Annotated in this window: 11 protein-coding genes; all 11 read left to right on the top strand. The window is 62.5% G+C overall.

All coding sequences use genetic code 11. The features are described 5' to 3' along the window. The first annotated feature begins 52 nt into the window (after window positions 1-52). Window positions 53-736 carry a DUF4197 domain-containing protein gene (locus tag NJ75_RS12645; RefSeq protein ID WP_039335044.1) on the top strand — a complete coding sequence of 228 codons (684 nt, stop codon included), beginning with the start codon at window positions 53-55 and terminating at the stop codon, window positions 734-736. A gap of 94 nt (window positions 737-830) precedes the next feature. Beyond that, window positions 831-1,484 carry a fructose-6-phosphate aldolase gene (gene fsa / locus NJ75_RS12640; protein WP_039335041.1) on the top strand — a complete coding sequence of 218 codons (654 nt, stop codon included), beginning with the start codon at window positions 831-833 and terminating at the stop codon, window positions 1,482-1,484. Between the two features lie 27 nt (window positions 1,485-1,511). Continuing rightward, window positions 1,512-3,326, top strand: a complete 1,815-nt coding sequence (gene cobT / locus NJ75_RS12635; RefSeq protein ID WP_039335038.1) for a cobaltochelatase subunit CobT — start codon at window positions 1,512-1,514, stop codon at window positions 3,324-3,326. 43 nt (window positions 3,327-3,369) lie between these two features. Continuing rightward, the gene (locus NJ75_RS12630) at window positions 3,370-4,041 is read left to right on the top strand and encodes a nitroreductase (RefSeq protein ID WP_322788218.1); all 672 of its coding nucleotides are present in this window, start codon (window positions 3,370-3,372) and stop codon (window positions 4,039-4,041) included. A 9-nt stretch (window positions 4,042-4,050) separates the two neighbouring features. Then, the gene (locus tag NJ75_RS12625) at window positions 4,051-4,722 is read left to right on the top strand and encodes a nitroreductase (RefSeq protein WP_039335035.1); all 672 of its coding nucleotides are present in this window, start codon (window positions 4,051-4,053) and stop codon (window positions 4,720-4,722) included. Between the two features lie 170 nt (window positions 4,723-4,892). After that, window positions 4,893-8,060 (top strand): CHAT domain-containing protein, encoded by a 3,168-nt coding sequence (locus NJ75_RS12620; protein ID WP_156135787.1) that lies wholly within the window; start codon window positions 4,893-4,895, stop codon window positions 8,058-8,060. Between the two features lie 3 nt (window positions 8,061-8,063). Then, window positions 8,064-10,106 carry an adenylate/guanylate cyclase domain-containing protein gene (locus NJ75_RS12615; protein WP_039335032.1) on the top strand — a complete coding sequence of 681 codons (2,043 nt, stop codon included), beginning with the start codon at window positions 8,064-8,066 and terminating at the stop codon, window positions 10,104-10,106. Beyond that, window positions 10,093-10,860, top strand: coding sequence for a hypothetical protein (locus tag NJ75_RS12610; RefSeq protein WP_039335029.1), 768 nt, complete (start codon window positions 10,093-10,095; stop codon window positions 10,858-10,860). Before NJ75_RS12615 ends, NJ75_RS12610 begins: the two co-directional genes overlap by 14 nt. A 3-nt stretch (window positions 10,861-10,863) precedes the next feature. Beyond that, window positions 10,864-11,631, top strand: a complete 768-nt coding sequence (locus tag NJ75_RS23370) for a hypothetical protein (RefSeq protein ID WP_052242440.1) — start codon at window positions 10,864-10,866, stop codon at window positions 11,629-11,631. A 245-nt stretch (window positions 11,632-11,876) separates the two neighbouring features. Next, window positions 11,877-13,619 carry a ShlB/FhaC/HecB family hemolysin secretion/activation protein gene (locus tag NJ75_RS12600; RefSeq protein ID WP_169745718.1) on the top strand — a complete coding sequence of 581 codons (1,743 nt, stop codon included), beginning with the start codon at window positions 11,877-11,879 and terminating at the stop codon, window positions 13,617-13,619. A 44-nt stretch (window positions 13,620-13,663) separates the two neighbouring features. Continuing rightward, on the top strand, window positions 13,664-21,278 hold a 7,615-nt coding region (locus tag NJ75_RS23365), incomplete at its 3' end, for a hypothetical protein (RefSeq protein WP_211257942.1).

The following is a 21,278-nucleotide window of genomic DNA, read 5'->3' as shown; positions in this document are numbered from 1 at the left end:
GGCTGCATCGCAACGGGCAAAGCCCGGGCGCAAAGGAATTGAGGAGAAAAACGTGTCGCAGGCTTCCACCATCCTGAACCGCCGGGTCCTGCTTGGCGGCATGACGTCAGCTGCCGTGCTCGCCGTTTCCGGCTGTGCGAGCTATCCGCAGTTCTCGCTGGAAGAGGCCGTGCGTCGGCTGCTGTTCCTGTCGACCGATAGGGCCTTTGCGCGCTTGCTGGCGCCGGGCGGGTTCTGGGACGATCAGGTAACCCGGCTTGCCCTGCCCCAGGCTATCGGAAACCGCGGCGGCGTGCTCGAGCGGATCCTGACCGGACCGATCGTCAGGGACCGGCTGCAGCGGGCGTTCAACGACATGGCCTATGATGCGGCGGAACGCGCAGCGCCTGCAGTGACGGACGCGGTGCGCACTATCGGCATTCGCAATGCGCTCGCGCTGCTGCGCGGTTCAGATCCGATGGGGGCGACGTCGTTCCTGCACCAGGAGATGGGCACGAGCCTTGTCGAGATCATGGTGCCGGAGTTCGGCGATGCGATCCGGGTGAGCCGGGACCCGCTGCTGGGGCAGGTCCTTGGCGCGCTGACAGGTGTTGACGTTGGCGGCATTGCCAATTCGCTGGCCTATGAGGCGGACAATGCAATCTTCCGCGCAATCGGCCGGGAAGAGGCCGCCATCCGTTCTGACCCTCGTTCGACCAACGATCCGGTGCTGATGGCCGCTTTTGGCCTGAAATAGTCTGACAAATTCGCATGCTCGGGCACTGACATTGGCCGAGGCTTTCCCTATAGGCACGGGGGAATCACTTCTCCCTGCTGGAAGGCCTCGTCCCATGAAGTTCTTCGTCGACACTGCCGATACCGCCGAAATCGCCGACCTTGCTGCCACTGGCCTGCTTGATGGCGTGACCACCAACCCGACCCTGATTGCCAAGGCGGGCAAGGACTTCATTGAAGTCACCCGTGAGATCTGCGGTCTGGTCGATGGTCCGGTGTCGGCCGAAGTCGTGGCGCTGGACCACGAAGGCATGATGCGCGAGGCCGAGATCCTGCGGAAGATCGCCGACAACGTCTGCATCAAGGTCCCGCTGACGATTGACGGTCTCAAGACCTGCAAGGCGCTGACCAGCGACGGCACGAAGGTCAATGTCACGCTCTGCTTCTCGGCCAATCAGGCGCTGCTTGCGGCCAAAGCCGGCGCGACCTTCATCTCGCCGTTTGTCGGCCGTCATGACGACAACGGCTTCGATGGCATGGACCTGATCCGCGACATTCGCCTGATCTACGATAACTATGCGTTCGAGACCGAAATCCTCGTCGCTTCGATCCGCCATGGCGTTCACGTGCTGGAGAGCGCACGCATCGGTGCCGACGTGATCACTGCGCCCCCGGCCGTGATCAAGGGCCTGTTCAAACATGTCCTTACGGACAAGGGTATCGAAGGCTTTCTTGCGGACTGGGCGAAGACCGGTCAGAAGATCGGCTGAACGTTCTGAATCACGGGCATTTGCGCATTGGCTGACGAAACTCCCCTCGACCGTTTCCGTTCGGTGCTGACCGGCACTGCGCGGGCGATCTCGCTCGATCCCGAGGTCGAGGTGGCGTGGACGGCGGATGCGCCGGTGCAGTCCGGGCAGTCCATGCGCGTGCCAATGCCAGGGCGTTCGCTCCCGGCAGAGCAGGTAGCAGAAGCCCGCGGTCATGCGGATTCGATGGCGCTGCGGCTGCGCCATCACAACGCTGCCATGCACGGCCGCAATGCGCCGACCGAGGCACTGGCGCGCGCTTGCTATGATGCGGTGGAGCAGGTCCGCTACGAGGCGCTTGGCGCGAACGCCTATGCCGGCATGCGCGGCAACCTCGGTGCGGCCCTCGCCATGCGCATGGCCTCCGACCCGATCAGTCGCGCCGCAAAGCCCGAGGACGTTCCCCTGCCAACCGCGCTTGCGCTGCTCCTGCGCGAGAAGCTGACGGGACAGGAATCCCCGGCGTCGACCGATACCGGCATGGCGATGGTGCGCAGCTGGATCGAGAGCAAGGTTGGCCAGGACATCGAAGGCCTTGCCCTCTCGCTCGACAACCAGCGGGCGTTTCAGCAGCTTGCACTGGACATGCTGCAGCATCTCGACCTGACGCAGTCCGCGTCCGAACAGGATGAGGACACGCAGGACGACGAGGGCGAGGAGCAGGAAGACGAGGGCGAGGAAGAGCCCTCGAACTCCGACGATCAGGAGCAGCAACCGTCCGAAGTGGCTGGCGACACCAGCGAGGGCGACGAGGATTCGGAGTCCGAGCAGGAAATCGAACAGGACGACGATGCGGCCGATTCGGACATGGCCGACGAGGGCGAGGAGGGCATGCTGCCGACGCGCCCGAACCGTCCCTGGACCGACCTGCCCGAGAACTTCGACTACAAGAGCTACACCACGCAGTTCGACGAGGTCGTTTCGGCTAATGACCTGTGCGATGAGGAAGAACTGACCCGTCTGCGCGCCTACCTTGATACCCAGCTCAAGGGGCTGCAGGGCGTGGTCACGCGCCTCGCCAACCGGCTACAGCGTCGCCTGATGGCGCAGCAGAACCGGTCTTGGGACTTCGACCAGGAAGAAGGTCTGCTGGACGCGGCTCGGCTTGCCCGCGTGGTGATCTCGCCGGGTCATTCGCTGTCCTACAAGATCGAGCGCGATGTCGAGTTCAAGGACACCATCGTCACGTTACTGATCGACAATTCCGGATCGATGCGCGGGCGCCCCATCTCGATCGCAGCGATCAGCGCCGACATTCTTGCGCGCACGCTTGAGCGTTGCGGGGTCAAGACAGAAGTGCTCGGCTTCACCACCCGCGCGTGGAAGGGGGGGCAAAGCCGCGAGGCATGGCTGGCCGGTGGCAAGCCTTCGCAGCCGGGCCGTCTCAACGACTTGCGCCACATCGTTTACAAGAAGGCCGACGAGCCTTGGCGCCGTGCGAGAAAGAATCTCGGCCTGATGATGCGCGAGGGTCTGCTCAAGGAAAACATCGACGGCGAAGCGCTGCTGTGGGCGCATACCCGGCTGCTGGCCCGGCCCGAGGACCGCCGGATCCTGATGGTCATTTCCGACGGTGCTCCAGTGGATGACTCCACTTTGTCCGTCAACAACGCGGGATACCTGGAACAGCACCTTCGCAAGGTGATCGACTGGATCGAGAAGCAATCGCCGGTCCAGCTTGTCGCGATCGGCATCGGTCACGATGTGACCCGATATTACCGCCGCGCAGTGACGATCATGGATGCCGAACAATTGGGCGGCACGATCATCGAACAGTTGGCGGATCTCTTCGAGGACGAGTAGGTCCCGCTTGACGATGTCGGTTTAACCGGGCAGTTAATCCGGCATGAGCACGATGACCGTCAGCGAAGCCGTACTTTCCCGTCGTTCCATCCGGGCTTTCAAGCCTGACCCTGTGCCGCTCGAAACCTTGCGTCGCGTATTGGACAAGGCAAGGTGGGCGCCGTCTGGCTGTAACTTTCAACCTTGGGAAGCGACCATTGTGACCGGCGCTCCCCTGGCCGAGTTGCAGGCGAAGATGCTTTCGTCACCGATGCAGGATCCGATCGAATATTCGTGGTCTGATCCCGAGGTCATTCCCGAATGCAAGGCTCGCCTCCATGCGGTCGGAGCCGCCATGTATCAGGCGATGGGCGTGGGACGAGCCGATGCGGATGCAAGGGCCGACTTCGTTCGCAACAATGCCACGTCTTTCGGCGCCCCGGCGGTGCTGCTCTGCTATTTCGATCGTCGCATGGGCCCCCCGCAGTGGTCGGACGTCGGGATGTGGCTGCAGACGTTCATGCTGCTTCTGCGCGAAGAGGGGCTTGATTCCTGCCCCCAGGAATTCCTCTCGATGTATGCCAAGCTTATCAAGGAGTTCATTGGCGTTTCTGATGAGACCCACATCTTCTTCTGCGGCATTGCGATTGGATACCGTGATGATGGCAATCCCGTGAACGGCTTCAGTCGCCAGCGCGAGCCGATCGACGGAAACGTGCGATTCCTCGGTTTCTGAAGCGGTTCGATGGACGTAACCGAGGCAGTGCTGACGCGGCGATCGGTGCGTCTTTTTCGCTCGGACCCCGTACCTTTCGACATCCTTCAGCGTGTCCTCACGAAGGCGCAAAGAGCTCCTTCGGGTGGCAATGTCCAACCTTGGAACGCCCACGTCATTTCGGGTGAGCCGCTCGACCGGCTGGTCAGAACCGTAGGAGCCGTAATACCAATGGGGCGCAATGCTCACGCGCCCGAATACGCCATCTATCCGCCGGATCTTGAGGGTGCTTACGAAGCGCGGCGATTTGGTGTGGGCGAAGCGATGTACGCTGCGCTTGGCATCGAACGGGACAACAAGCGCGGTCGCCTGGCCCAGTTCATGCGCAACTTCCGGGCCTTCGGTGCGCCAGTGCTGATGCTGGTCCACACGCCGCGCTACATGGGGCCGCCGCAGTGGTCGGATATCGGCATGTGGCTGCAGACGGTCATGCTTCTGTTGCGTGAGGAAGGGCTTGATTCCTGCGCGCAGGAGGCCTGGGCTGTTTATCAGAAGCAAGTCCGGGAATGCGTCGCCATCCCCGAGGATCATGTGTTCTTTTGTGGGCTGGCGATCGGCTATCGCGATCAGGACGCAGCCATAAACCGGTTTGAGGTACCTCGCGCGGCACTGGAAGAGGCAGTGACTTTCGAGGGCTTCTGACGCCTGACCGCGACATTTCGTCACACATTGCCGGTGTATCACTTGGCATTGCCGCATCGACGCGCCTATGCTGTGGCAAAGGGCACAAGAGTCTTCGGGATACGCAGTAATTCGATGCAGTGGTCTTGGTCTTCACGTGGATCGTGAAGGCCGGGCTAAGGGAGCAGGCGATGCGTAACCGATTGGCGAGCTTCGGAATTAGACTGGCAACGGGCGTTGCTGCGCTTGCAGTGGTGTGCGGCCCTTCGGTTGGCCACGCGGTGGCAGCTGAGGAATCGCTGCTCCTGCGCGACAGTTTCCCTCTCGGATCGGGCGGCAGCAAGGCACTTTGCCAGGTCCAGTCGCGCACGACGGATCAGGCCAACCGATCGCCCCTGGACAGGACATGGGCCATCGTCTGCCGGGATTCCGCCCTGCCGGTTGGATATGTATTTGCCCTGCGGCATGGCCAGGACGATGAACTTGCCCGTCTGGCAGATCGGCGTCGCCAGAAGGTCACCTGCCTAGACGCCAGCCGCGCGTCCGTTGCTGGGCGCATGCGGACGGATTGCCGGTGGAAAGACCCTGATCTGGCCTACGAAGTGGTGAGCGTGGCCAGAGGCAACACGACATTCGTGGTGGAAGGCTTCTCCGCCTATCACGGTGCGCTCGATCTGGCTCTGCGGTCGATCTATGCGGATCGTATTTTGGACGAGCCGATCGAGATTGCCACGACTTCCATCAACGACACCGAAGCTTATGCCCGGATACAGGCCCTAACGCTTGATCCAGCAACAGCGCTGGCAGAAGGTTATCGTCGCAACAATTCTGGCGATTACGCCGAGGCCGCGGCATACTTCGAGACATTGGACCAGCGGCAGGCTTCGACAGGCGATGTTCCGATCGATCGCGTCGAGTTCCTTGTAAACGCTGGCCTGCAACGCTCCAACCTTGGCCAGTTTGCCGAAGCAGACCGCCTGTTTTCCGAAGCCGCTGCAATGCCCGCCGGTAGCGGCGTGGTGGAACGGTTGCGTCGCAATTACGAAGCCATTCACCTGCTCAATCAGGAAAGGTATGCTCAGGCGTTGGACCGGCTGGGCCAGCCCCTGCGGCAGACGAGCGCCATGGGCGCGGACAGCCTGCGCGCCACCATGGAACTTACGCCTTCGGTTTCGCGACGGATCAACGCCTCGGATCTGACGGCCAACGCCATGGGATTGGTCGATGATCTGCGGCTGACAGATGACGAACGAGCCACAATTCTGGATGCACAGAGCCTCCAGTTGCGCGGAACGGCGCTGCGTCTTGTGGGGCGCAAGGTCGAGGCTCGCGCCGCGTTGGAACAGGCGCAGGCTCGGGCCTTGGCGGTGCGCAACGGCCGCGTCGTCTCGATCGTGCGGATGCGCGCGCAAGTTCTGAACGAGCTGGCAACGATCGCCGAAGACGAGGGGCGCATCTCTGACGCAGAAGCGCTGCTGCGCTCTGCGCTAGAGATCGTTAGCGTTCAATACCCGGAAACCCGCAGCATGGCAGCGGCCCAGGCGAGGCTGGCAGCCTACCTGATGCGTCATGGCCGCCCGGCCGAAGCAGAGCCGTTATATCGCCAGGTCGTGGCCCGTTCTGTCGAGCGCGAGAATGGTCTTTCCGGCCTTTCACGGCAGATGTCCCCCTATTTTGATCTGCTAGCAGCGAGGATGAGCGGCGACGCGGCAACGAGCGATGCCTTCTTCCAGGCGTCACAAGTGCTGGTGCGTCCAGGCGTTGCCGAAACACAGGCCGTGCTATCGCGCGAACTATCAGGAGGCAGCGACGAAGCAGCCCGGCTGTTCCGGCAATCCAACAGCCTGACGCGCGCCATTGAGCGCGCCCGCATGACTTATGCGGCCTTGCAGCGACTGGATGATGCATCAGCCCGGAGTGACGAGATTGCGGATGCCGCAAAACGGGTCAACGAACTCGAAGCGCAGGAACAGGCAACCGTCATCGAACTTGCCAACTATGCGCGCTACCGCGTTGTGACGCAGCGGGTAATTGGACAGAAGGAGCTTCAGGAAGGCCTCGCGCCGAACGAGGCCTATGCCAAGATGGCCGTCCTTGGTCAGGATGTGTTCGTGTTCTTCGCGAACAAGGACAAGGCCGTTGGTTATCGGGCGCCAATCACTTCGGCGGAACTGGACGCATCGGTCAAGGCGATTCGTGACTCCATCTCGCGCTTCGATGGCAAGCAGTATGTGACCGGGACTTTTGCGGCAAAAGAGGCGGTAGCCGTCTACAAGGCATTGTTTGGTCCTGTTGCATCGGATTTGCAGGCAGCCAAGCATCTGATCTTTGAACCAGACGGGGCGATGCTGAAATTGCCGGTCAATGTCCTGATTGCCGACGAGGGGTCGGCGCAGGACTATCTTCAGCAGGCCGAAAGCCCGGCGGGCGATCCGTTCGATCTGCGAGCGGTGCAATGGCTGGCAAAGGACAAGCTCGTCTCCACTGCCGTTTCGGCACGGTCCTTCATGGATGCCCGGAAGCAGCCTGCTTCGAAGGCGCACGAAGCCTATCTCGGCATGGGCCGCAACGCTGCGGTTGTTCAATCAAGCGGGCAAGTTGGTCCGAGGGTGCGGGGAAGCGATGGGGCGGCAGGCAACGATTGCGATTGGCCGCTAACGACGTGGAGCAGGCCCATCTCCGAGGCCGAGCTTCTCAAGGCCCGGATGCTGCTATCAGGCCAGGGGACTGATCTGATGGTCGGTCCGGCCTTTTCGGACACTGCGATCAAATCGCGGGTCGACCTCGACAATTTCCGGATCCTCCATTTCGCGACGCATGGCCTCGTCACGCCGCCGCAGCCGTCGTGCGCGGCACGGCCAGCGCTTGTCACGTCGTTCGGCGCGCAGGGTTCGGACGGCCTGCTCAGCTTTGCCGAGATATTCGATCTGAAGCTCGATGCCGACATGGTCATCCTTTCCGCCTGCGATACGGCAGGTGAAGCGGACGTGATCGCCACGCGCGAGACTGGCCTTGCCACAGGTGGCGGGTCAGCGCTGGAAGGTCTGGTCCGTGCGTTCATCGGTGCCGGGAGTCGATCTGTACTTGCCAGCCATTGGCCGGCGCCCGACGACTTCGATGCCACGGCGCGACTGATCAACGGACTGTTCGCAGCTGCTCCCGGCACGCCGTCCGGAGAGGCTTTGCTCAAGGCGCAGCAGGGGCTCATGTCCGATGTCGATACATCTCACCCTTATTATTGGGCCGGCTTTGCAGTTATCGGAGACGGAGCGAGGCCGCTCGTATCGCAAGGCGCGCGGATGGCTGCATCTGTGGAGGGCAAAGCGGGCGCGCCCTCAATGATAACGGAGGGAATTTAACGCATGGCCAAAGAGCCGCGCGCGGCCAAAGATGAACCGCGCGAGATTGGCAGGACGGCGCGACGCAGCTTGTCGCAGCTCGGCTGGCAGCGCAGTTTCGTGGCACTGGTCCTGTTGGCCCTGGCACTGTTCATTGCCTTGAACAGTTGGCGGTTGCCGCTTTTGCGTGATGCGGAAGCAGCCCTCTACGATCTGCGGGCAGCCAATTTTGCCCCGCCGACCGATACCGACAAGCGTGTCACCCTGGTCGTTTACACAGCCGATACAAATCGTGCGACGGGACAGATCTCTCCGGTCGATCGGACGATCCTGGCGAAAGCACTCGGGCAGATTGACCAACTGGGAGCGAAGGGCATCGGTATCGACGTCCTGTTCGACAGCCCGCAGGATGACGATGACCTCTTGAGAGCGTCGCTGAGGGGCATGAAGACTCCTGTCTTTCTGGCGTTTGCTGATAACCGCACCAATCCGGAAGCCATCACGTACGAGCAGGAGCAGGACCTGCGCGCCTTCATGCAAAGTGCAGGTGGTGTGATGACAAAGCCGGCCTCGATCCTTCTCGAGACGGACACGGACGGCGTTGCCCGCCGCTGGCCTCGACAATATCCGGGTTTGCCGCCTCTGCTTTCCATCGCTTTGACGCAGGGCGGTGCCGATGCCGATGCTCGGTTTGCGAGCTTTACAGGACCGATCCGCTATCGGGTGCCCTCGGCGAGCGATCGGCCGGTGTTCGACAAGATTCCGATCGATCTCGTTGCCGATCCCGAGACGGCGCCCTTGGTCGCAGACGCGATCAGGGGTCGCTATGTCCTGATTGGCGGCGATTTTTCGGATTTCGACCAGTTTGACACGCCCTTTACCCGCACCGGTAATCCCGTGACCGGCGAAACGCGGATGATCGGCGTCGAAGTCCACGCCTCGATGCTTGCGCAACTCCTGGACAGGGCCTGGAAGCAGCGACCCGCGATGGGTCTCAAGATCCTGGCTGGCATCCTTGCCGTTGCGCTTGGCGCTGCCACGGCCATGGTCCAGACCCGCACCTGGGTCCTGGCGATCGGCGTACTTGCGCAGTTCTCGCTGTTCCTCGCCGTGCCGTTCCTGGTGGAGCGGGCGGGATATGACACGCTGGACTTGCCGGCGACGGGCTGGCTGATCGGCTGGTTGATAGCCTACACTGCCATCAGTTCAGGCTTGCGAGCCATCAATGCAGCGCAGCGCGAGTTCGCCCAGGGCGCACTTGGCAAGTACCTTCCCCGATCGGTTGCATCAGAGATCATGCGCAACCCGGACCGTCTCTCGCTTCACGGAGAAAAGCGCGAGATATTCTGTCTTTTCAGCGACCTCGAAGGCTTCACCAAGCTGACCCATGCAGTCGAGCCGGAAATGATCGCGCGATTGCTGAACGATTACCTCGACCGGCTCAGTGCAGTGGTACTCGAGTATGGCGGTACGCTCGACAAGTTCGTAGGTGATGCCGTGGTCGCCTTCTGGGGGGCTCCGATTGCATACCCCGATGATGGTGAGCGCGCAGTGAAGGCCGCATGGGCGATGTACCTGGCGGGCGAGGAGTTTCGAAAGTCGGTACCTGAAGGTGTGCCCAAGATTGGCCGGACCCGCGTGGGGGTCCATTACGGTGAGGCGGTCGTCGGCAATTTCGGGGGGGAAGGTCGGATCCAGTACACCGCGCTTGGCGATGCCATGAACACTGCCGCCCGCCTCGAGGGGGCCAACAAGCCTCTGGATACGCGCGTACTCGTCAGCCGAGAAGCGGCGGAGCGATCTGGCCTGGATTGGTTCCGTCCCATGGGGGCTGTCACGCTGCGGGGGCGCAAGACACCTGTCGAAATTTTCGAACCGGTTCCGGACATGCCTGCGGAACAGCGCAGACTTGCGATCGCGGCGGTAGAGGCGCACGCGCGGGGAGAGGTGGAACGTGTGAAAGCTCTCACAGACACAATTCTCGAATCGGTCCATGATGATGCGATGATGAATTTGATCCAGAGGTTGCGGCAGACGCACAAGGGAGAGAGTTATGTTCTTGGTTGATGGCAAGCAGTTGCGCGCCCTGGTGGCGGGCGCTTCGGCCATTGCCGTGCTTGCACTGGCAGGCCAGGCCATGGCGCAATCGGTTGTGGTCCGTTCAACCGGACCTTCGGCAGGTTCCTATCCGCAGGGGCGCAAGTTGCCCGCTGGAGCATCGGTTGTCTTGAAGTCCGGCGACCATGTGACGGTTCTCGACAAGGCCGGTACACGAGTTCTCAACGGTCCTGGAACGTTCGCCCTCAACGGCGAGGTCAACCGCGATGCGGCAGCAGGGACGCAGCTCGCTGCGATGATGGCCCGCGGCGGCGCGTCGCGTACGCGAACCGGGGCTGTGCGCGGCGCGGCAAGCGCTCCGGCGATGGCTGCGCCGACCGGCCCGGAAAACGTCTGGTACATCGACGTCAGCAAGGGCGGGACCTATTGCATTGCCGATCCTGCAACGGTCGTGCTTTGGCGTCCGGAGAAAGTTGAGGAGGGCACGGGCAAGCTGCTTTCGCAGGACGGAAGTTCCGCTGATGTAACATGGCGTGCCGGGAGTGCGCTCAAGGTCTGGCCGGCCGCGAGCGTGCCCGTCGTCGACGGGCAGACCTACACTTTCAGCAATGCCGTGGGCGCGCCGGTAAAGATCCGCACCATGGTCATGACGAATGTCCCGTCTGACGAACTTGAGGTGGCAGGAGCCATGGCGGACAAGGGCTGCAACGCGCAGCTCGACCTCCTTGCGAACCTCGCCCAATCAACGCAAGCCGGAGGCTGACCAATGCGTCGCAAGGGACTGGTCACGTTCAGTATCGTAGTTGCCTCAGCTTTTGCGGCAATATCGAGCAGCGCCTTCGCACAGGCCGTTGTCGTGCGATCGACCGGTCCGTCTGCCGCCTCATACCCAAAGGGCAAGCGGCTCCCGGCGAATGCACAAGTGGTGCTGAAAGCCGGCGACGTGGTTACCGTGCTGGACAAGGCCGGGACGAGGGTTCTCAGGGGCGTTGGCACCTTCACGCTCGACAATGCAGTTAACCGTGATCGCAGTGCAGCGGCGCTGCTGGCTCGGTCTCTCAGCAATCCTGCGTCCGTCAGGGCGGGAGCCGTGCGCGGGGCCGGGGATACCTCGGGCGAAAACGTTCTGCCCGTAAGCATCTGGCTGGCGGACACCAGCGAGGGCGGAAACGTCTGTGTTCCGCGGGGGAGCGACCTTTATCTTTGGCGAGCGGAGGCCAAGGCACGGAGCTTCACCTGGCTGACCGAAAGTGCGGGCGGCGAGATGGTGCGCATGCAGTGGCCGCCCAAGACCGTGGGTATTGCCTGGCCCAAGACCATGCTCGCCCCGCAGGAAGGGCGGACCTACCGTATCTACGATGAAACGGCGCCGGACAAAGCGGCAGAGTTCCGGATCGTCATGCTTGAACCTGAGGACGTTCCAGCCGATGCCGCGTCATTGGGCACGTTGTTGCTGGACAACGGTTGCAAAGCGCAATTCGATTGGCTCGCGGCAACTCTTGCAGAACCGGAGATACAAGAGCAACATCCATAGTGGAACTACTTAGGGTGATTCTCCACCACAGGTCATTCCCAACATTACAGAGCCTTACCGGGCCAACAAGTTAAGTCATCACGGGTCGCGCCTGTGGAGATTCGACTCAAATGGCCGATCCTGTTGCTGTTTTGCCCTTGCCCGGGGGCACGATACCAGTTCGTTTCCGTGGCAAAGCCTGGTTCTTCAGGCTTCGCGGGACAGCCGCGGCAGGCCTGTTTCCTCTTCTGACCCTATCCTTTTCGGTGAGCACCGCGCTCGCCCAGTCGCTTCCTCCGAGTAACGTTCAGCCCCCTACGCGCGAAGAAATCCAGCGTGGGGTAGCAGAAGGAACGCTCAATCGGAGTGGCCCGGTCACGGTTGACACATCCGAAGTCGAACGCGCGCCATGCCCTCTTGCTGCTCCCGATTTCGCCGGGATCCGCTTCAAGCTTTCGTCCGTCACCTTCACCGGCATGCAGGATCTTGCGGGGTTCGATCTCGCGGACAGCTATGCAGAGTTTGTCGGAGCGGAGCAGCCGGTATCGGTGATCTGCGAAATTCGTGATCGCGCCGCGACCAAGCTGCGCCAGGCCGGATATCTCGCCGCGGTGCAGGTGCCGCCGCAAAAAATTGATGGAGGAACCGTCCGGCTGGATGTGCTCCTTGCCCATCTCAAGCGCGTGCAGGTCAAAGGTGACGTGGGGCGGTCCGAACAGGCGCTCCTCAGGTACCTCCAGAAGCTGACCAGAGATCCCGTATTCAACACCCGTCGCGCAGAGCGTTACCTGCTACTGGCGAAGGACCTGCCTGGCATGGATGTGCGGCTGGCGCTTCGCCCGCTGGAAGGGTCGCCGGGCGAAGTCGTGGGCGAGGTTTCCGTGCGGAGGATGCCAGCCTATGCTGAAATCGGGTTGCAGAACTACGGCTCTCGCGCAGTCGGTCGGTACAGTGGACTTGCGAGGGTGCAGTTCAACGGGCTGACGGGGCTGGGCGATTCCACCACGGCGAGCTTTTTTGCCACCACCGACCTTCATGAGCAGAAGGTGCTTCAACTTGGCCACGAGATGCGGCTTGGAGGAGAAGGTTTCGCACTTCGGGGTGACTTTACGTACGGTTGGACCAATCCGACTGTGACGGACTCGCGGGCCGACTTTCATTCGAGGACACTGTCGGCATCGCTGGAGGGCAGCTTTCCGCTCGTCCGGTCACAGGCATACAACCTGTCGATTGCAGCGGGGGGACAGATATCCAATCAGGATCTCGACTTCGGCAGCATTCCGCTGAACCGCGATCGCTTGCGGGTGATCTACGCCAGGACCGAGGCCAGCGGTATCAGCCGACCGAGCCTGACAGGCCGCGACGGCTTCACGCCGTTCGAACCGCACTGGTCGTGGGGACTGACTCTAGAAGCCCGACAGGGGCTTGATGTCCTCGACGCCACCAAGGGCTGCGTTGGTGCCAATGCGCCCAGTTGCCGCGGCTTCGGAAAGGTTACACCGAGCCGGATCGAGGGTACCGCAAAGGGCTTTGTCCTGCGAGCTTCTGGTGTTTTCGATTACCGTCCGGTGCGCAAGGTTACGCTCAGTATTCAGCCCCGTGCCCAATACTCGCCCGACAGGCTCCTTTCCTATGAAGAATTCTCCGGTGGCAACTACACCGTGGGCAGGGGCTATGATCCCGGTGCCGTGATCGGCGACAGCGGCGTTGGCGTGCGCGGCGAGATCCGGCTGGGATCGCTCTTGCCCAAGGTTGCCGGTGGCAGTGCTTTCCAGCCTTACGCCTTCGCCGATGCGGCGTGGGTGTGGAACAATGACGCCGCATTCGATGGGATCGATCCGCAGAAGGTGATTTCGGTCGGCGGGGGCCTGCGGGCTGCAATCAAGGATTCCATTCGTCTGGATGCCGGCGTGGCGGTGCCCCTGCACAATCCACTGGGATTGGACGTCAAGGGCAAGGCCCGCTTCATGCTCAATCTTTCGTTCCAGCTCCTGCCGTGGAGGCTGTGATGGCCCGTTCGCCTGCCCATTCGCCTGAAAGCACAAGCCCGAAAATGCGCAAACTATCCTTGGCCAAGCTCTTGAGCGGAATATCCTGCGGGGCAACATCGCTGGCGCTTGCGACTGCGCCCGCGCAGGTCCGCGCACAGGCGGTGCAGGGTACGGCAACGGTCCAGTTTGGCGCCAGTGCGCCGGTCTTCAACGGCACCAACACCGACACGATCTTTGTCAATGCGAACGAGGCCCTGATCGACTGGGCCATTACCAGTCCGTCCGGCGAGTTCCTGCCCGAAGGCATGACCCTGCGGTTCAACGCCGACACCGGCACGCCATTCACTGTCCTGAACCGCGTCACGGACACGGCGACGACTGGTCCACTCTCGATATCCGGAACAGTCTCTTCGGATCCGCTTGGCAGGATCTGGTTCTACAATGCCGGCGGTTGGGTCGTGGGGGCGAAGGGCGTCTTCAATGTCGGCAGCCTTGTGCTCACGTCGCTGCCCATCACGGTTGACCCGGTGACTGCTGAGGGTACTCGTCTGTATGGCGACAAGAACGAGATACGTTTCGGCGCTGCCCTCGATCCCAAGTCGTCCGTTACGATTCAGTCGGGCGCGCAGATCAACGCCACGCTGTTCAACAGCAGCTACGTTGCGCTGGTAGCGCCGCGGGTCGATCAGGCAGGCACAGTTCGGGTAAACGGTTCCGCCGCATTCGTTGCCGCAGAGGCGGCGACCCTGACGATCAACAACGGGCTATTCGACATCGTGGTCGATAGTGGGTCGACCGATGATGCCGGGGTCTCGCATACCGGCAGCACCACGTGGGCCGCAAACACTAACTCGACCGATGCAAACCACGGGGTTTACCTCGTTGCGGTTCCCAAGAACCAGGCGATGACCGCCATGGTCTCGGGACGGATGGGCTATGACAGCGCGACGACCGCCGAAGTGGTGGATGGTTCGGTCGTGCTCTCGGCAGGGTACAATATTGCGTCGGGCGCTATCGATCCGAATGCGATCGTGGGCAACGATGCTTCCCTTGTCGTCTCGAACCTCACGATCGGTTCCGAGGGATCGACCAACACGCTCGTCGGTCGTGCCAGCGGTGGCATTGAAATTGACGCGACCACTTCATCGACGGTCGTGAACGGCAGCGCCACATTTGACGCGCGCGGCGATCTGTCTGCCAAGATTGACAACGGCAATTTCGTTTCCGTCGATGGTGGGCTGTCGCTGGCATCGGCGAATGGCGCCAAGGCGGGCAACGTAGCGGTATCTGTGGCGGGAGAGGCGGGACTCTCCGTGAGCGGAGGCCTGAGTCTGACATCGACCGCGATCGGAGCGATCCAGACCGATCCAATGAACGGCGATGCGCTGTTGCCTGACACGGTCGGTGACGACGCCGTTGCGGGCAATGTCTCGCTGACGGTTACCAACGGCAGTGTCTTTGCGAATTCGACCTCTTTGCTGAGCGACGCCACCTCGGGAGTCGGCGCTCTTTCGACAGGAAGTGCCACGTCGGGTTCAGCGGCAATCCAGGTTTCCGCTCCCGTCGGTTCGACCAGCAACAGTGTCTCGTTCGGTGACGTCACCATTTCGTCGACCGCGAGCCACGGCTTTTTCAGTGGTCAGCAGGCGATCAGTGGCGGCAATGCCACATCGGGTGATGTATCCTTGTCGGTGTCCGGTGGTGCTTATGCATCGCGCTCACTCTCGCTCCATTCAGATGCGATCACCTACTCCGGCAGCGATCAGTCTCCACTTGATGCCACTGCTGGAGCGGTATCCGTCAGCTTTTCTGGCATCCCGACACGGTTTCAGACCGGTTCGATCAATGCGTCGAACTATGCTTCGGCCAGCGATGGAGGCATCGCTTCGCTCGGCAACGTGTCGCTGTCGTTGGACAATGCCAATCTAGCGACCTCAATCCTCACTAACGGGGGGAATTTCTCCAATTACATCAATCTTGGATCGAGTGCTTATGGCGATCTGATCGACCCGAACACGGTGTCGCTCAATCTTACAAATAACGCCCAGCTCGATACGGCGGGCGCAAGTGTGTATCTGTCGGCGCACGGCAGTAATGCTTTGGGAACACAGCGGTCGGCCAATGTCTCGTTCGTCAGCGACGCCAGCACGCTGCGCACCGGATATCTGAGCCTGACAACCGATGCGAGCTCTTACGAGAGCGGAGAGGACGCCCAGTCCGGCACTGTCACGGCGATCTTGCGCAACGGGTCTTCGGCAATCGTTGACTTCGGAGCGTCATTGCGCTCGCAGGCAAGCGGCGGGAGCGGTTTCGACGGCGGGAGCGGAACCGGTGGCGCAGTGGGCTTCACGCTCGCCGATTCATCCTATTCGGGTGACCTGACGATGCGTTCGATCGGGGGCGCAGGCCGAAGAGATGACGTAGCGGGGCTTTCGGGTGTCGGAACAGGCGGAGACGTCACTTTCACCCAGTCTGGCAAGACTTCATCGTTCACGGGGGCGCAGGTCACTGTGTCCAGTCTCGGCCAAGGCGGGGCAGCATTTGAATCCGCCCGCACCAGTCTTGGCGCTCAGGCGGGAGACGGCGCCAGCGGGGTCGGTGGAACGGCAACTTTCACCATTACGGATGGCACATTTGCGACGAGCACGCTCGACATCAGCGCAACAGGCGAAGGCGGCACTGGCCGGAACGTGGCCGGTGCGGGACCGGGCGCCGGTGGGCTCGGCCTTGGCGGATCGGCAGCGCTGAACGTCAGCGGCGGCTTGGTTTCCGTACCCAGTATCACTGTCACCGCATCAGGTTATGGTGGCGATGGAGCATACACGGACCTCGACATTGATGGCGGCGTTGGCGGCGCTGGCACCGGCGGTGATGCAACTGCAACTCTCACGTCCGGAACGATCCGCACGGACTCCCTTCTGGTTGAAGCCAATGGCAACACGCCGATTTCGGATCCGATTTACGGCGGTATCAGTTACTTCGGGAACGGCGGTTACGATTTCGGTGGAACGCTGCAACCGGGGCAGGGGGGACTCGGCACCGGCGGGGCGGCGCTCGTCACGATCGATGGCGGCTCGTTGTCAGCTACTGTTCCATATCGCGATGTCCCGCCTCAGGTCGAGGTAAGGGCGATCGGCAATGGCGGGCTTGGTGGCTATTCCTTCGGATCAGGTACTCCCCAGTACTCAGGTCCCGGAGGAGACGGCGTTGGCGGAACTGCGACCATCAGATACCTCTCTGGCGTGTTCGATGCTGGGATCATCGCAGTCGATGCGACCGGCATTGGCGGACGTGCCGGAAACTTCATCAACGATGCCAATGATGCCTTTTTCGGAGGAAGTGGCGGCAGCGGCACCGGCGGCACGGCAATATTCGAGATTGCTGCCGACTTCGGCGCTTCCACGTCGCTCGACTATCTCCGCACAGTGACCCTATCCGCCGACGGTATCGGTGCCATTAGCGAAGCTGGGACGAACGGGGGCAATGGTGGCAATGGTACTGGCGGCATTGGCCGTCTTCTGGTTGGCGCGGGCACGACGGCACTTGGCGATCTCACCATAACCGCCGAAGGCAGGGGTGCCGCGGGTGGTGATGGGCAATCCGGCGGCAATGGCGGACAAGGCGGTTCGGGCATTGGTGGTCGGGTCGAGGTGGCTTCCGGGGGATCCGGTACAGGACTAACCGTAACCGGTGCAGCATTGTCTGCGGCAGGCGTCGGCGGCAACGGCGGCAACGGCGGAGCCGACGCCGCTGGCGCAGGTCTTGGCGGAGATGGCGGCGAGGCCATAGGCGGAGAGGTTGCGTTCGCCGCAGCAAACCTCGGAACGCTGACGGTTTCGGGCCCCGCGATAGAAGCCTCCGGTCGAGCCGGAAATGGCGGGCTTGGTGGAAACTCTGCATTGTTCGGCGGCGTCGCACAAGGCGATGGCGGCAATGGGGCGGACGGTTCGGGTGGCGCCATAACCGCAACTGCGTCGGGTGGCGGCAGCCTGGCATTCGATGGCCTGACCATGATCGCTAGCGGCCTCGGAGGTGCTGGCGGTGGCCGCGTCGATGCCAGCAGCAGCGGCACGCCCGGACCCTCGGTCGGCGGCACGGGCGGCCGCGGTCGCGGCGGCCTGATTGCTCTCACTTCCACGGGGGCCAATTCGAGCATTTCTCTCGGTAGCTTGTCGGCGACCGTTGACGGCACTGGCGGTGCTGGTGCGGATGGAGCCGGATATTCCGCTTCGGGTGACGGCACCGCTGGCAGCGCGGGCGGTGACGGTTCCGGCGGCGTCTTCAACCTGCTTGCTGACCTCGAAGGCTCTATCGCAATCGCCGAAACCGATGGCGGACTGGCGGTTTCAACTTCGGGCTTTGGCGGCAACGGTGGGCGAGGCGTGGATGCAACTGGATCGAGCGGCGGTTCAGGGGGCAACGGCGGCGCTGGCGGTGCAGGTTCAGGAGGAACAATAGGGCTATCGGCCAATCGGCTTGGCGAGGCGTCACTTGGATTGTTTGGCGGCACGACACTCACCGCGAGTGGTGTCGGTGGCTTGGGCGGTGCGGGCGGCAATGGTGCGTCGGCCAGCGAAGCCGGGGTCGCGGGCGGCAATGGCGGCAATACCGGACTTGCGCAGGCTGGAGCCGGTGGCGCAATCACCATGGGCGCAGAGGGTGGGAAGCTAAGCTTCGGCGATCTCGTCGCCACGGCGGCAGGCACTACCCGGTTCAGAAACCTGGCGGGGACGAGTGGCACTGGGCCCGGCGGATCGGGCAATCCCGGAACGTCCACTGCCGTTCCCGCCACGGGGGGAACAATCGCATTTTCTGCAAGCGACGATAGCGGCGGTGGTCTTGGACAGATTTCTGCCCTCGACGTAACGGCAGATGTCACGAGCAGACAGTTCTTCGTCAATTTCGGTTTCGGCTTCAACCAGGCACCGGGTAGCATCTCGCTGTCGAACTCCGCGACTGCCGCCGGTGGTGGCCTGCATTTCAGCAGCTTCACCGGCGAAGCGTCCGGCTTTCCTGCAAGCCTGGATCCAACGATCGGCATTGCGGTCACCGGCGGGACAATCGCGGTCGATTCAGAGCTGACCCTGCTCTCCGGCGGCAACATTGCAATTACGCTAGCCGACGGTGCATCGCTCGCCGCAGACACTGCGTATGTGCAAAGTGATACCGGCATCGTTGTGACCGGCGAGGGCAATGGCCGCTTCTCTGCCGGGGCGATCAGGCTCTCGTCATTCGACACCATCGATATCGTCAGCAATGCCTGCACCGCAGCGGTCTGCCGCCTAATCGAGGCGAGCAGCAATCTCGACGTGGACGCATCAAGCGATTTCAGTCTTGTCGGTCCGGCCGAATTGGCCGGTCTCGGCAATCTCACCGTCTACGCTGGCGGAAACATCACTGGCGATGCTGGCAGCGGATACTATTCGAATGGCAACGTAGCCGTTCGCGCCGGGAACGACGCCACGATCCGCAATATCTCCGGCACGAACGTCATAGCCGAGGCTGGCGCTCTGCTCGACGGAGATTACTTTTACGTCGATGGCTTGCTGACCCTCGGAGAGGCCTCGGGCGGCGGCCGCTTCAACGCTTCGGGCAGTCTCGATCTCAACAGTGGCGGAACCGTCCTGACTCTGGATGGCACTGCTTTCACAGCCGGAGCGGGCATCGGAGTTCGGTCCGGTAATGATATCCTGATTGGCAGGAACAACAGCTTCCTCGCCAACACCGGGCCATCGTCAGTCCCCGAACGGTTGGTCTTTGCAGCCGGCGGTCAGCCGATAAGTTACGACCTCTTGCCCACCAACATTGCTATCCTTTCAATCGGGGCAGGCTCGGCAATTGATGCTGGCACGGGCGGTATCGAGATTTCGGGTGCCGCCATTGATGCTCGGCTGGCCAGCTTTGCCGGTGCTTCGTTCCGCGCGGATGTCACAGGAGCGATTTCGGGGTCGTCGATCCGTCGGACCGATGGCGATACGCTTGATGCCGATTGCCTTGAGGGCGCAATCTGCATCGGCGATGTGAACGCCGCTGACTTCGTCAGCATCGGTGACGGAGATTTCAAGGCTTTCGATATCCGCTCCAACGGCGCGATATCCGGCAAGTCCGTCGTGCTTTACGCGACCAGTGACATAGCGATCGGCGGGCCGGAGCTTGTAGCGCAGATCGCGGCGGTCGATGGCCTTTCGATCACGTCCCAGCAAGGCGGCATCGCTCTCCTTGGCGGTTCCACGCTGCAAGGCGGTTTCGTCAGTCTGACAGCCGCTGCCAATCTGTCGGGCACGGGGAATATCGAAGCAACGGTCAGTGACATCGGTCTCTCGATCGGTGGTGACATCGATGCCGCTTCTCTCGTTGCTGCACGTGAGCTGACTTCAGCCGTCGATGTCGGCGGTGAAACCGAGGGAACCTTTGATGCTGCCGGTGCGCTGCGCACAGGCATTCTCTCGCTTGGGGCAACAAGCGCAGTTTCAGCTGCGGCCGAGATCCGCATCGGCACCCTCACATTGGCGGGCCTTGATGGCACCTTCGATGCGGCAACGTCGCTTCACGTGGGTTCGGCGTCCGATGTGGGCAATCTGTCCCTCACTGCTGGGACTGCGGCCACGTTCGGAGATCTGGTTGTCGACGGCGATCTGTCGATCGATGCACAGGCAATCGAAGGCACGAGTGCAAGGGCGGGTGGTCTGCTTGCCATCACCGGCGATAACCTTGTTGCTGATCAACTGGAGGCGGCGGGCGACGTGACGCTGACCGTGACCGACACGGCAACGCTGGGCACGGTCACCTCGAGCGGCGGTTCGGTGTTCATCGACCCGGCGCTGCTGACGTTCGATGCGATCGGCGCTGCGGGCGGGATCACGCTGGCAGGCGGGACGATCACCGGCGGCACGCTCGATGCCGGCACCAGCATCGCCGTGACGGCAACCGGCGCGCTGACGCTGGCCTCGGCAACGTCTGGCACGACGATGACGCTCGGCGCCGACAGCCTGCAGGCAGGCACGCTCGATGCAGGCGGCGATCTGTCGCTTGCCGTGACGGGCGGCGCGGTGCTGGATTCTGCGCTGGCCGGTGGGGCATTGGCGATCGGTGCTGGCACGCTGGCGGTGCCGACGCTGCAGTCCGGAGCGGGGAACCTGACGCTGACCATCGGCGGGCTTGCCACGCTGGGCAGCGTGTCCGCGCTTGGCGGCGACATTGCGGCGACGACCGGGCGGGTGACCTTCGCGTCTGCCAGCGCAAGCGGGCAGGTGCAACTCGGCGGCGTGGTGATCAATGGCAGCACGATCGACGCCGGCACCTCGGTGGTGCTGACCGCGACGAGTGCCATGACCCTCGACACGATCACGGCAGGCACCAGCGTCGCGCTGGGCAGCCGCGACGCAACGGTCAACGCGGTGAATGCCGGAACCTCGGCGACCTACCAGGGGCGCGACATCCGCATTGGCGCGACCGATGCGGGGGCGGCGGTGCTTGTTGCTGCGCGCAACTTCACCTTCGACAGCCTGAGCGCGGGCGAGGGCGTGACCCTGGGTGCCACGCGGGCGATCACCGGCGGCACGATCACCGCCGGCAGCACGCTCGATCTGACTGCGGCCAGCCTCACGGCGACGGGCCTTGCGGCGGCGGGCGACGTGACGCTGACCGTGACCGACACGGCAACGCTGGGCACGGTCA

The organism is Novosphingobium subterraneum (assembly GCF_000807925.1).
GTDB classification, from domain to species: domain Bacteria; phylum Pseudomonadota; class Alphaproteobacteria; order Sphingomonadales; family Sphingomonadaceae; genus Novosphingobium; species Novosphingobium subterraneum.
This window is presented reverse-complemented; position numbering and strand designations above follow the sequence as displayed.

Coding starts and splice junctions, on each gene's coding strand:
- NJ75_RS12620 (WP_156135787.1), top strand. CDS start 4,893: ATGCGTAACCGATTGGCGAGCTTCGGAATTAGACTGGCAACGGGCGTT.
- NJ75_RS12610 (WP_039335029.1), top strand. CDS start 10,093: ATGTTCTTGGTTGATGGCAAGCAGTTGCGCGCCCTGGTGGCGGGCGCT.
- NJ75_RS12630 (WP_322788218.1), top strand. CDS start 3,370: ATGAGCACGATGACCGTCAGCGAAGCCGTACTTTCCCGTCGTTCCATC.
- NJ75_RS23370 (WP_052242440.1), top strand. CDS start 10,864: ATGCGTCGCAAGGGACTGGTCACGTTCAGTATCGTAGTTGCCTCAGCT.
- NJ75_RS12625 (WP_039335035.1), top strand. CDS start 4,051: ATGGACGTAACCGAGGCAGTGCTGACGCGGCGATCGGTGCGTCTTTTT.
- NJ75_RS12615 (WP_039335032.1), top strand. CDS start 8,064: ATGGCCAAAGAGCCGCGCGCGGCCAAAGATGAACCGCGCGAGATTGGC.
- fsa (WP_039335041.1), top strand. CDS start 831: ATGAAGTTCTTCGTCGACACTGCCGATACCGCCGAAATCGCCGACCTT.